The organism is Bifidobacterium sp. C0047B3 (assembly GCF_056590535.1).
In genome coordinates, this window is record NZ_JBWPWH010000001.1 from 37781 (window position 1) to 52005 (window position 14225).

A 14225-nucleotide genomic window follows, 5' to 3' on the forward strand; every position below is an offset into this window, starting at 1 on the left:
TAATAACAAACTTGCGGTGCCGTGGGAGCGACGCAAAGCAGTGTAAAACAATGCAAAACAGGTGGAAACAATGAAGAGTATTTGGACGATTATGCTAAACGTTCTTGTTCGCATAGGTCAATTGACTCAATGCGCAACTCGTGTAGCTAAACGTACGACTCAGCATATGTACCGTGTAGCTAAGAGTGCGGCTGAGCGTTTAGCTAGTCGCGTGGCTGAGCGTTTAGCTAGTCGCGTGGCTGAGCGTGTAGCTAGTAACGTGGCTAAGCGCGTGGCTAAGCGTTTGTATAAGCGTATAGCTAATTGCGCGAATAAACGCTCGTCTAAACGAGAGTCTGTTTCTGCATATCGTACGTTCACTAGCTCTTTTGCAAGAGCTCTTAAAACTGTTCTTGTTTGCTCTCTTTCGGTAGCAATGTTGCTACCTATTTGCATTACTGCTGAAACCGCAGTTGCTTTGGATAGTGCTAATAATTCCGCTAATAATTCCGCAAATTCTGATCCTAAGTCTGATTCAAACTCTACTTCTAATAATCCAAACTCTAATCCAGACTTATCTGCATCATCTCAGTCTTCTGCGTTACAGGGTTTCGACAATTCACAAGGATCTGTAGATTCAGGGAATACACTCTCTCAATCTTTTAATCCTTCTGCAGGCTCTGGCGCAGGCGTGCCGTTTGCTTCTCCGTTTGCTTCTCCGTTTGACTCTCAAGTTGATTCTCCATTTGGCTCTCCGTTCGGATCTCAACCAAAGTCACTTTTTGAGCGCGCTGCAGAAGAAGAAAGAGCAAAAGCGCAAAGCCGCGACGCTAAGAATTACACAGCTCGCGAATCCTACGAAGAGTATCACCCTGGGTGCAACAAGGATTACGCTTTAGGCGCATGCATTACTACTGACGGCGACGGCGCTGGTTTGCGAGCCACGAACGGCCACGATTTGGATGTTAATAGTCTTGGATACAACTTGGATTCCGGCGACCAATTTATTGGCGCAGCAACAAGACCTCGTGGCCACTACGAGAACGGTCCTGTGCCTGAAGATCCTTCCGGCACGGATCATTACGGCGCAACTTACTTCACTCCGTACCCTAAGGGCACTTTTATTATGGGCCGCTTCCGCAATATGGCATTTAACCATAAGGGTTCCGGCGTCGACAGAATGAACTTGCCTATTGACGACACTGCAGACTTCGTGTTTGTAAAGCGCACGCCTAAGCTTTCCGGCGGTGGCTTTGTGTGGGATGTTATTTTTAACGCTGGCGGCCGTACTCAGGGTGCTGGTGCTGCTTTTAATTACTTTACGATTCCAAAAGGTCAGATTTTAGACAAAGGTAGCGAAGGCGGAAGGCAGTATATTCAGCGAGTTCTTTACAGCGGCAGGGAAGCTACTGCTTTGTATAAGCAAAAGCAAGGCAACAATAATCCTCCTCGCGAAACCTGTTCATTCTCGTGGGATAATCCTAACGGTTTGTGCAGTATTAAAACCGACGGCAACGATTTTGATACTGGAGACGACTTAGTTGCAGCTTGGACTAAGATGAGCGGCAGTAACGACAGTAAGAACGGCAATTATTCTAGGCTCCTTCCATCCGCTATGACAACTACGGATTTGGACAGTAAGGATATTGGTAAGTGCCGTGATGGTCAAGGTTTGGACTGCATTAAGTCCAGTAGCTATGGTGCTTTGGATGAAGGTGATCTTAGAGTTGTCCCTAAAGTTGAAGGAAGCTATAACAGAGGATATAGCCCTGCTTATGTTGCTCTTGTGCAAAATCTTTATCAGTCTATAAAAAGTGACACGCAGCGCGTGTTTGGTTTTGTGAACAATATTAAATCTGGTGAGATTGCTTATACGTACAAGATTCACTTCACTACTACAACTTCTACGAATAAAAAAGACCCATATTGCACTGCTAACAAGGGAGATGGAACAGGTTGCGAAAACTTTTCATTCTTCTACGCTGCAGGATCTTACTTCGGTCATAGAGATATGAGTAGCGGCTTTTATGGTGCTAATGATCCGTTCGGTATGACTAAAGCCAGTAAATACTCCATGACTAATTTTGGACGTGACGCTAACCTTTACATGTACACTGTAATGCATCAGCAGTGGTATGGTGCGCCGCGAATTATGGATATTCAGGCTCCTAGATACCACTTCCTTAAGGGTACTGGTTTGGGCCCGTACAACAGTGACAGCGGTAATTATCTTACTATTAGGCATATTTCATTCTCTAGTGTGTTACTTGGAATAGTAAATAAGCCTTTGGGATACTCAAATCTTATGAACGAGGATCAAGATATACGCTTATTGCCTGATTATTATTCCCCGAATAACGGCTATGCTCGAGGTAATCAGTGGTTCCGTAATCCTGGTATGAACGACCATAATACGAAGGATTCAGAGCCTGGTAGACACAAGCTTGAGCTTAGATATAACGATAGAACGTATCACATGAGCGAAACTCAGGATTTGTGGTATAGGATTATTACGCAAGCGGATGTGTTTAAGCCTTTGCAAACTGAGGAATATGACGAAAATAACAAGACTCCTAAGTATTATTCTTACGATCAGCCGCTTCCTAATCCTCTTATTATTGATGATCGTGATAATAATGCTGGGTTTGTGAATTTTGTTGGTAAGCGTTCTGACTTGTATAAGCAGGTAATGGCTTTCGATCCTAACTTGTTCCTGCCTGTTAATCTGACTGAGTATGGTTCAAGAAATAGGTATGGTTCCATAAGGCAGAAGAAGGGCGCTAATACAAACCCTTATCCGCTTGATGCTAACTATTTGACTGTTAATCCGGATGGAGATTCTAATACTCCGCTTAAGAATCTTGCTGTTTACAAAGCTGAGTGGACGGATAAGTGGGGTGATGAGCCTCGCTCGAATACTCTTCAAGATGCTGATTTAAGCATTGCTGCCAAAGTGCCTATTGTCAGCGTTGTAAATCCTTGCGGACACTCTAAGATTCTTGATGAGTACAAGGATAAAATTACCGGTCAATCTAGGTCTTCTATTCAATTTAGATCCGTAGATAGCGGCGATGATTCTGCTGTGAATGACGATCGTGCAGCTCTTGGTGAGGATCGTGAAGACAGCATGCCTGCATGCTGGCCTAAAGCGCAAGATGCTACTAAGCGTAATGTTTGGTTTGTAAGCGATGCTCCTAAGACGGGTGATGACGGCAAGGAATTGAAGCCTGGCGATCCTGTAAAGCAAGACTTGCATGACAAAGTTTTGGCTAAAATCGATCGTCTTTACAGAACTTGGATGCGCAACAAGTATAGTGCTCAGCTGCAAGATGGCAAGAAACCTAAAGTTTTGCCAAATTACGTGTTTGTAAAGTACGTAAAGATTACGTTCTGGGATAACTCGACTACTGTTATACCTGTTGTATTCCCGTATGTTGATTATGAGAAGCCAACGTTGGATGTAAAAGTGAGCGTAAATAACGGAAATCCTGTTGACGTTCCAGCTGATGGTTTGAAGATTCCTGTTGATAGCAAAATTAAGTTCTGGGTTAAGGGCCATGACGATAAGAGGATTTTGCTTGGCGTAAAGCCGAAGGAAGCTACTGAATACTTTACTAACGATAAAAATAAGAGATTCTTTGATAGTAAAAAAGTCGCTGTGCGCGATGATTTCGATATGATTACCACTCCGCGTAGCAATAAGAATGATTGCGATACCCGCGGCTGCGGCGATTTTACTACAATAAGCTACAATCAGTTCATTCATAAAAATGGCGAGCTTGATAATCAAACGGATCAAGTTGGATGGGTTATTAACAGCGGTAATTCTAAAGATGATGGTTCTCCTACAGTATTAGTGGGTGATCAGACTAGAAATCACGGTGTGCATGATTTGATATTCCACGGTTGGGATGCTGCAGGTAATTCCGTAATAAAGAAAATTAGGCTGATTATTGTATCTCCTGGCTATGGTTTGCCAAACGTTTGGTGGGATAAGAAGCCGAATGGACATTATGTTGGGCGCGTGAATCCTTGGGATGAAGATAAGCGCGTGCGCTCGATTATGGTTAGGATTTGGGCGCGCGGTAAGGAAAAGCCTGGGAAGGAGCACAACTACGATAAGATTTGTCCAAGTGATGGAAGTTGCTACGGCATTGTTATTCAGCGAAACGGTAATAAGAAGACTGATCTTTGGCATCAGGTTAATACTTATAACCACAATAATGATGCTGCAAGCCCGGATGGGTCTAGAGCTGCTGAGGATAGGTCTGCTTTAGAGGACAGAGATGCGGCTGATGGAAAGTCGGCTGATGGCAAGGATAAAGATAAATCTAAAGCTGATGACAAATCTAAAGCTGACGATAAGACTGCTGGCGGTAAGGCGAAAGTTGACAACAAAGCTAAAGCTGATAGCGAAAAAACTGATAATGCCAAACCAGGGGAGAACTCTACCCAAAATCAGCAGGGTAAGCAGGAGCAGCATGGTAAGCAGGATGAGCAAACTAATAAGCCGCAAAATAATAATCCGCAAACTAGCAACAAGCCTGCTTCTTTGAAGATTTCTAAAGCAACTAAGAAGAATGCTAAGAATAAGACAGCTAAGAAGAGCTCTAAGAAGAACGCTAAGAAGCGCAATGTTCCTGGAAAGCGCAGTAAAGTAAGATTTGCTGTGCTAAACGAAGGTGATTCTTCTAAGAATGCGAATACTCAGAAATCTGAAGTACAAAAACCTGAAGTAAGTGATGGTAACAAGCAGAGTGATGCTGCTAATACTGCAGAAAACGGTAGCAAGAACTCCGATAACAAGGACGCCAAGAATTCTGAAGATGCTAAAGATTCTGAAAATAAGTCGGAAGAATCTAAGGGTCAGGATCGAGATGCTGAAGGCGAAGATCGTTCTACTAAAAAAACTGCGAAAACTGATGAAGAATTGCTTAAAGAATACAGTAAGCGCATTATTACAGCAAATCTTGGAGATCATATCAAGGGTTGCACTACTAACGGCGACGATAAGTGCGAAATCACTTTTGATCCTGTAACTGGAAATATTACGATTCCGGAATACTTTGCGGAAATTGGTTCCAGAATTTACGTAGACGTTTACTCTGTGTCGAAAGATAATCCAGATGAGCGTCAAAATAAACTTTGGAAGCTTATGGATCCAGGAAATCACCAGGATTACGAAGAATCCGACCCGCTTCCGCTTGATATTGCGTGGCCAAACGGCTTAGTGCAAGTGAACCCGTTTGAGCTTAATAATAACGAAATTGTTGCAATGCTTTCTTGGATGAGGCACGATAAGCGGAACGAGCGCATTTTCGGCTACCGCAAGGAAGAAATTGGTGTTAAAGACCAAAAGAAGTACGATACTTACGACCAGTATGACGATGGCTTTAATCCTGCAAAAACTCAAGCAAAGTATGCTTATGGTGAAGATAAGCCTCAATACTCATGCGACTCGGAGACGGATCAGCAGTGGAAGCTGTGCTTAGGTGGCGTTACTGGTATTAACAAGATAGGAGATATTAAACAAAAGCAGTACGCCAAAAAGACTCTTTCTTTCAAAAAGTTGGAAGCTGATGACGAGACTATTCTTAACCCGATTGAGCATAAGGTAACGCGTTTCGTTGATATGCGTAAGGACTATACGTGGGGATTAGTAGATAGCAACAAGAAGAGTGTTGATGGGCGAAACGATCCTGGATTTGACGGGCCGCAAAATGGCTTGCATGGAAATCAGAAGTATGGCACGCAATACTTTGTGTACAAGTGGAACATAAACTCATACCGCAAGGGCGGCAATGGTAAGCCGTTAAACCTTCAGGATGTGCTAAAGCTTGTAAAAGGTACGCCTAGTATCAATACGAAAGATGAAAGTAAGCCGCAGCCTTCGCTAACTCCTATGAGCGCGGCGGATAATAGGCAATTTGATGCGTGGCATGATTTGTACCCGATGGCGGTTAAAGATGGATTAGGTTACGCTGTGCACGACGATACATGTGCTGCGTCTATTGCTGCTCATAAAGGTGTTGCGCAAGAAGGTACGTGCCAGTGGCGAAATAAGCTTAATTTAGTTAAGTATACGCCTGAAGATTTTATTATGAAGCGTTCTGCATTCTCTTACGACGCTTCTGTAAATATGAAGAACGGAAGTGAAGTACATATTACAGATAGGCTTGTTGAAAATAAGGGTAGTCAACATTTCGGTACAGAGAAGGTTAGTGAATATGCTATTCACAAGGACTTCCTTATGCCTGGCGGTGAAGATATGAACGGTCAAGCAGATGGCGAAAACATTGGCGACGTTATAACTAAGAATATTGATGTCGATACTATGAACGACTATGACGCGTACGGTGAAGGTACTTCAAAGCCTGAGGGATACGCAAATAACAGGCCGTTCGTGCATGCGCAACTTTATGTGAATAATGGTCAGGTTACGAACGATCTTCTGCTTCGCGATCCTGGTAAGACGCCAGATAACACAACGAACGTGATAAACGTGTGGTTTATGCCGGTTGATAGTGAGAAGCCGACGATTAGTGCGAAGAGTTATCAGAAGTGGGACGGTAAGCCGTGGGATATTCACGGAAGATGCATGCTTAACGGCGATGTGAATAACTGCACTACTGTTGATGCTGATGTTATTACTCTTGATAAAAAAATTTATGCAGGTAAGACAAAAGCTTGGTATGAAGCTGATAATGCCACGATTAATTTACCTGCAGCGTTAAAGTTAGACGATGATTTCAATGCGTACGAATCTGATCAATGCAAAGATGAATGGGTGGATGGTACTGTATTTAATAAGAAATACGTTAATTTATGCAAGATTAGTATAAACAGTAAAGTCCTGCTTGGTAATCTGAATATATATATTAAAGCGAACAACATTCAGTATCCTGACGGTAAAACTTCTAGTCCAATGCTGAAGTTTGTTAGTAACGGCGTTACAAATAAACATTTGCTTAGAAGGTTTGTTGAAAAATACAGAAGTACGGATTTGCAAAATCCAAGCAAAGATAAGCAAACTGTATTTACAATGTATGCTGAAACTACGGATAGTGCTGGAAAGCAAAGTGCCCAAACTGTTGTTGGATGCTTCAAAGCAACGTGGGAAAATGTTATTAAGCCATCTGTTGTTGCATATGATGGTGAAACAGATGAGGTTGCAAAAAAGGATAGATGGCTTAATAACTCACAAAGCCGCGACTATAAGGTTGTAGTTAAATCAGGCTTTGGAGCCAAAAGAATGGTAGTTTACTATCATCCTGCTTCGGAGCTTGAAAAAGCTAAGCAAGCTGCTTCTAATGCTGTTTATGGATCTAGTGCATCTAGTGGAAACCAGAATGAGCCTGACATAGAAAACAGCATTGGTAAAACAATTTCCATCTGTTGGGATAAATCATGGAGTGTATGCTCTGGTACTTCCAAGCCGAAGGAAGTAACGCTTGATCACGATAAAGTTGGTAATGCTGTTCTAACATTCCCTAGCGGTTTCTTAGCTCCAGGAAGCGTGGTTCGAGCGCGCAGCCGTCTTGAGGTTGGTCCATGGACGTATATGCCTGGTGTTAGAAGCCCTGAAGATCTTGCCGATGACTCAGTTAATAGAGACGGAAACAAGACTGCAAGAAGCGGCGGAAGTAGCAGAAGCGGAGGAAATACGCGTGCTGCAAAAGGTAGAAACGCAAAAAGCCGCGCTGCAAAACATAAAGATTCTTACAGAGACGACGCTAGTTCAGAAGATACTCTTGACGTGCTGCCAATGGCTTACGCAAAAGAAAAGCCTAGCGAAGTATGCCGTCCGGATTACTCGAGGGCAAGCGATTGGGAAGGTCAACTTAAGCCGTCTGACTGCGTGTACTTCGACGTTACGATGAAGCGTCAAATAGTGCAAATACACCCAATGTTGCTAAGCGGTCACGAGGAGCGCGCAATACGAATGGATTTGCGTAGCGAAAACAACTTTGCAAACGAGCCAAAGAAGGGAATTTGGCTTCCAAGCGATAGCGAAATCGTTACGAATGAGGATCCAAGGCTTGGTCCTGGTAGAACTATGGTGACGTTCAGGCAGTATGACTATAGTGCTATGGACAATGACCATAAGCCTTTGCATCTGCCTAATTATGATGGCCGCCAAGTAGGAAATAAGCAAGACGTTGCTGTTCTGACTAGAGGCTGGAGAAGCCGCGTGCTCGTTCCAAATCCGCAAGAAAATAAGATTACGCGATTTGTACGATTGCGCGCGCCTGAAAACGTCGATAGCGAGCATGGTGGCGATAGTAAGGGTGCTGCAGACTACTTAGCTGATGCGCCTGCTAGCTTCGATGAAACTAAGGGTGATAAAGCTCTGCGCGTAAAGGATCGTCCGGATGATCCAGGATTTGTTCTTTCGAAAGATAAGAAGTCTCTTCTGTATCTGTACAATGCTTCAACTAAGAAACAATTTGAGCTTAATGATTTGCAAGCTGCGTTGAAGCTTAAGCGTAATGGTACTTTGCACCCAGCAAATGAGTGTGGGAAGTATGTTGATGGAAGTGACTGGGCGTTTGCTGATTGCCAGCCATCTTTGCTGCCGGAAGTAAGAGGTAGCGATAAGGTCGATGGTGAGCATAACCTAAACGGCTTCAGCTTTGATTGGACTACGCACTTATATACGTATGATCCGTCTGAAGACCATAGGTCTGGTGCTAACGGCGCTAGTAACGACAATGGTGGATCTGCTGCTGCAGAAACTTGGTACGTAAACGTCATAGATATGATTTCAAAGGACGGTACTGGCGGTGGATATAAGATTCCTAATAGCGCTGGCGTAACGTCTGAAAGCAGCAATACTGGTCTTTCGCTTACCAACTTCGATGGTGTTGGTGCATGGGGTAGGTCTGGCGCGATTGATAAGAACTTAATCAGTCATAAGGTTCTTAAGAATCCAGATAATGGTTTGTCGGTTATTATGACATATGGCGATAGCTGGGTTGGAGATACTCATAAAACGAGAGGCAAAGAAGGCGGCTGGAATAACGATGCCAATTACGAATTCGTAATGCCTGTGTATCTAGTTCCTGTTGATAACGTTAAGCCAACTGTTGCTGCAACTGCAGGATCGCTTCTAAGCGGGCACACGGATGCTAATAATCCTTACGTTGTGACGATGGAGGAGAAGGACTACGCTAAGCTCACGGTTAATAAAAGTGAGGCTTCGAAGCCAACAAGCGATAAGGATAAGAAGACTCTGTTTGCTGATGTTCACGACGACTACGATAGCTTCTCTGGACTCAGCGACCTTAGTTTGTTCGCGTGCAAAGTCAATGAGGCTGGAGGCGCAACTGATTTTAAGAGCTGCAAGTCAATAATGAGCAATAATGGCTCCGTAAATGCTGCGGCGTTTAAGAAGCTCAAGACTGACGGTAGTGGAGTTGAGTACGCTTTGTATGGACGTGCAAAAGATAGCTCCGGCAACAAGAGTGAAGACTTTGATAAGAACAACATGGGTCGCTTAGTCGGCTACTTCAGCTTCGGATACTTAGTGCGTCCGGTTGCGCTGCCTTACAGCGGCGGCCAAGCTGCAATATGGTTCAGCTTCATGTTCGGCGTGCTGTTGGCGCTGTTCTTGGCATCCGGCGCATTCGGTAGGCGCGGATGGCTTGGCTCGGTGCTTAGCGGCAACGGCTTTGGCGGATTAACGGACAGCAAGCACTGCGACGCTTCGGCTGAAGCGATTCGAAGCGGCAATCTGTTCTTCAAACTCAAGTCAAAGTTCAAGTTCAAGTGGCTTCGGCTGTGATGTGTAAGCGAGCGTTACTTGAGTGGTATGTAAGTCCCCTTTTGCGCTCGCTGGCAATTCTTCGGACACTCGCGCAGTTTGCTTTCTGCATGAGTGTCCGATTTTGCTTGTTTTGGGACACTGGTGCAGTATGCGTTCTGCGTGCGCGACGACCTACTTGAGCGCAAATGTGGCGACGCAATATAATAAAAGTTATGACGCTAGTATCAAGCAAACAGCATGACGAGCAGCATGCTAAATCGCCTATGCAGCAATCAAATCCAATCATTCCGCGCGTGCTAAGCGTAGCTGGCACAGACCCAACAGGTGGAGCCGGGATTCAGGCAGATCTCAAGTCAATTATGGCGGCAGGCGGCTATGGCATGTGCATACCAACTAATTTGGTTGCGCAAAACACGTGCGAAGTTCGCGAAGTATTCACGCCGCCGGTCAGCTTTTTCCGCACTCAACTTTCGTGCGTGTACGACGACGTTACAGTTGACGCGCTAAAAATTGGTATGCTCGGATGCGCTGAATACATTGAAGCTATGCGAGACTGGATGCGCGATAATCCGGTTCCTGTAAGCGTGCTAGACCCTGTGATGATATCGACTTCCGGGAAGCGCTTGCTTGAGGCGAGTGCTGAAAATGCTATGCGAAAATTTATAAGCTGCGTTGATGTTGTGACGCCAAACGTGCCGGAATTGGCGGCTTTGAGCGAATCGCGCGTTGCGGAAAACTTTGAGGAAGCTTGCAATCAGGCGCGCGAGTTGGCTGCAAAAAATAGCGTTGTCGTAATCGTAAAAGGTGGGCACTTAACTGGCGAAGACGTTGGAAATACTGCGGTTTTCCCGGATGGCTACGCAAGCCACGTGCCAAGCGAGCGCGTTGAAACAAGCACAACTCACGGAACTGGATGCTCGCTTTCTTCTGCGTTGGCCACGAAAATTGGGCTTGCTTTGCGAGAGGGTAAGAGTTTAAGCGAGCACGATACCGTACTTCGCGCGCTTGAATGGTCGACTGCGTGGCTTCGCGAGGCGATTGCTGCTGGAAGTGAATTGCATGTTGGGCGCGGAGACGAGCGCGGGCATGGACCGGTAAACCATTCCGTGCGTATCCTTCAGCAAACTAAGTGATACTCGCGCAGCGCGCAATCTGCGTGAGTAACGAAAAACGGCAGAAACTGTGCAGATGTGTACAGTTTCTGCCGTTTACCAGCCAGATTCCGACCAAAACTTTACAGCGGTGTAAAGAAACTGTCGTTCCCGCACCAAAAAACGGCAGAAACTGTGTAGCCGTGTAAAATAAAGGTCGGCTACGCGCCAAAAAACGGCAAAAACTTTACAACGGTGTAAAGTTTCTGCCGCCTACGCGCTATGCTGCGCTCAAGCTAGCTTTACTCAGTAATCACGCGCTTAAGCTCGCGCGCAACTTTCCCAGCATCCTCAGCGCACATAAGCGCCGATACTGTGCAAACTCCGTCAAGCTCAAGACCGCGAATAGGGAACACTGTGTTCTCGTGAATTCCGCCAATTGCCAACGTTTTTACGCCCATAGAGTGCGCAACTTTCGCAACTTCGTTCACTCCGTCAACTCCCAGCGGTGGCACGTCGTGCGCTTTCGTATGCGTTTCAAAAGCGGCACCGATGCCAATCACATCCGGCAGCGGAACGTCGTTTTCTTTGCACTCGCGGTAAGCTTTCTCCATCAAATCTGGTCGCGCGCAAGAAAGCCCAACCATCCACTCTGCCGGCATAGCCTTTCTCGCCTCAACAAACGGCGTATCCTTTTGCCCAACGTGCAAGTTGAAACCAAGCTGAGCTGCGCAATCAACATGATCGTCAATAAACACAGGCACGTCGCCATGTCCGGAATCAATAAGCGCGTGGCGCAACTTCTTCGCTTTAGCTGCAATCTCCGCGTCGTCGGAATACTTATCGCGCAATTGCACAACTGTAACTCCGCCTTCAATCGCCTCCACAGCCACTTCTTCTTCCGGGCGATTTCCCATTCGCGGATCCGTTACCAAATATAGCGTCCAATCCACAGGCTCCACCGTAAACTCAATATTCGTCAAACTAAACATGTCGTTTACGCTAAGAGTTGAAAGCGCATCCATCCACAGCGTGCGGAAAGTGCCGGGAGCTGTGGTTTGGCGAGCTGCCCAAGTTCCAGCCGCTGCTGCGTGCACGTGCGCTGCAACAGTTGCTGCGAGCGGACGTTCCGGGTTTGCGCCAACGTATGCTGCAACCAACGCTCCCAAAGCGCAACCGGTTCCAACTACCTTAGTCATAGCTTTGTGTCCACCTGTTACGCGAGCTAAACATCCGTGAGCGTAAATCGCGTCTTTTTCTCCGGAAATTGCCACTACAGATCCGTATTTTTTAGCTAATTCGCGAGCAGCTTGAAGCGCGTCGTTTACGTTATCGTGAGAATCTACGCCTTTTCCGTTGCTTTCTTTGCCTGCAAGTGCCATTATTTCGGAAGCGTTTGCACGAATTACAGTAGGGTGGTGCTTAATAATTTCGCGTACAAAGCGCGCGCGTGGAGCAAGTGCTGGAACGCCGATTCCAACCGGGTCAAGCACCCACGGAGTATTGGCTTTTTCGCATCCTTCAACGGCTGCGCGCATGTATTCGGAAGTTTCTGGCTGATGGAATGTGCCAACGTTTATGAGCACGCCTGTGGCAATTTGCGCAAGCTCATGCGCTTCTTCTGGATCGGTTACCATAATTGGCGATGCTCCTGCAGCGAGCAGTGCGTTGGCTGTAATGTCTTGCACGATTACGTTCGTGATGCAATGGGTGAGTGGCTGCTGCGTGCGCACGCGTTCGATGCATTGACGCACGTCGTTAAGGAACATGCGTCGGCGTGCGCGTACAGAGAAGCATGTGTCGACTTGCGTTGTTGAGCTTGTGCAGTATTCGTTTGCTTCGTTGCAGGTATTTGTTTTTTCAGTGTTGCATGTTGTCATAATGTTTCCCTTCGCTAGCACTATCTAGATCAGGTTTTACGGATGTAATCTCAGCGCTTGACTTCACAATTTGTTGCAATTGCGCACTCCGAACCATCCTTCGACTATATCTTTTGTTCGTGACTTACGCTCTTTTGCGTTAGCGCTGCGATTTAGCGCGTAGGCGGCATAAACTGCGCGCGTCTGTAAAGTTTTGGTCGGAATCTAGCTGGGAAGCGGCAGAAACTTTACACAGCTGCACAGTTTCGGTCGGATTTTCTTGCGTTCGCGGCATAAATTTTACACGGCTGTAAAGTTTCGGTCGGATTTTCTTGCGTTCGCGGCATAAATTTTACACGGCTGTAAAGTTTTGGTCGGATTTTCTTGCGTTCGCAGCATAAACTTTACACAGCTGCACAGTTTCTGCCGTTTTCCGTTACTGGTGCAGATTGGCGCTCGCGCGGATTACGCGCTCGCTTACGAAACTCGCGTTGGAAGTCCACTGGACTTCCGACTTGAGCGAGTTTCCGCTCCGAGTTGCTTTCGTGCGCTAAATCGCAGCACTTGCAGGAATCTACAAAAATCGCGCCGCATTTTTGCAACTTCTTCTACATATTTTCGCTTGCAACTGTGTAAACATAAATATGGTAAACAATAAGTAGATTATAGAAGTTACGAAAGCGAGATAACATGGCAAACGATTCCACGCTAGAACAAAAGACTCCTCTCACCGCGCGCGAATACGCGACGCGCACAGCAATACGCACGATTGCAATCATCGCATCTGTTTATGGCATGGCTGCTTCGTGGGAAGGCTTGATGACCTTCACTTATTTTACGAATCTTTCTAACCTTATGATTTGCGTAGCTCTTGCTGGATCGCTTTTGCTTGATACAGCTGCATTTATGCGTGCTCGTAATTCTGCATGTTCCGCCGCGCAGCAAGATTCCGCAGCATCTTGCGCATGGTTCGACTCAAAATCCAACGCTTGGTACATTTTCAAATTCATGATGACCATCTCAATTGCTGTCACATTCACTTTGTACCTGTGTTTCTTAGCACCTACCAATAAGCTTGGTTTCGTTGGCGCTTATATGAATAACGGATGCAGCAGCCTTTGCGTTCACGCAGTTGCGCCGCTTCTTGCAATCGCTGATTTTGTGCTTTTTGATTATCGTTTCCGCTCTACTCGCGCACATTTGTATGTTTCTACTGTTCCGCCTCTTGCTTATGTTGCTTATGCTGCTATGCTTAGCGAGTTTGCTGGTGTTCGTTGGGGTGTTCATGCAATGCGCGCGCCTTATAATTTCCTCAATTATGGCGCTCCTGCCGGCTGGTTCGGCTTTGCACCGCAAACTTTTAATGCCACTACTTTGGGCGTTGGAGTTGCGTATTTGTTAATTGTGTTTACTCTTATTTTTATTGGTGTCGGCAGTGTATTTCTTGCTCTTAAGGATGCTCGCGCTCGTGCAATATTAAAAGAATAGTATTGTTGCGCGCCACTATTGCCTAATTGCTAGAATTAAGCG

4 protein-coding genes and 1 riboswitch are annotated in these 14225 nt (G+C 45.8%); of the genes, 3 read left to right on the plus strand and 1 reads right to left on the minus strand.

Annotated elements, in window-relative coordinates; genetic code table 11:
- The first annotated feature begins 70 nt into the window (after nucleotides 1–70).
- Together AC1EKT_RS00135 and thiD are read left to right on the plus strand one after the other, a co-directional pair.
- On the plus strand, nucleotides 71–9763 hold the full coding sequence (locus AC1EKT_RS00135; protein ID WP_481615824.1) for a hypothetical protein: 9693 nt from the start codon (nucleotides 71–73) through the stop codon (nucleotides 9761–9763).
- Between the two features lie 194 nt (nucleotides 9764–9957).
- Entirely contained in the window at nucleotides 9958–10878 is a 921-nt protein-coding gene (gene thiD / locus AC1EKT_RS00140; RefSeq protein ID WP_481615825.1) for a bifunctional hydroxymethylpyrimidine kinase/phosphomethylpyrimidine kinase, read from the plus strand.
- 260 nt (nucleotides 10879–11138) lie between these two features.
- Here the strand turns inward: thiD and thiM are convergent, their stop codons facing one another.
- A complete protein-coding gene (thiM, locus tag AC1EKT_RS00145) occupies nucleotides 11139–12716 on the minus strand; it encodes a hydroxyethylthiazole kinase (RefSeq protein ID WP_481615826.1) in 1578 nt (525 codons plus the stop codon).
- A riboswitch (TPP riboswitch) is annotated at nucleotides 12706–12817 on the minus strand. It overlaps the preceding gene by 11 nt.
- Before the next feature lie 568 nt (nucleotides 12818–13385).
- On the opposite strand from thiM, the gene AC1EKT_RS00150 reads away from it, so the two are divergent.
- A complete protein-coding gene (locus AC1EKT_RS00150) occupies nucleotides 13386–14183 on the plus strand; it encodes a hypothetical protein (RefSeq protein ID WP_481615827.1) in 798 nt (265 codons plus the stop codon).
- Nucleotides 14184–14225 lie beyond the last annotated feature (42 nt).

Coding starts and splice junctions, on each gene's coding strand:
- AC1EKT_RS00135 (WP_481615824.1), top strand. CDS start 71: ATGAAGAGTATTTGGACGATTATGCTAAACGTTCTTGTTCGCATAGGT.
- thiD (WP_481615825.1), top strand. CDS start 9,958: ATGACGCTAGTATCAAGCAAACAGCATGACGAGCAGCATGCTAAATCG.
- thiM (WP_481615826.1), bottom strand. CDS start 12,716: ATGACAACATGCAACACTGAAAAAACAAATACCTGCAACGAAGCAAAC.
- AC1EKT_RS00150 (WP_481615827.1), top strand. CDS start 13,386: ATGGCAAACGATTCCACGCTAGAACAAAAGACTCCTCTCACCGCGCGC.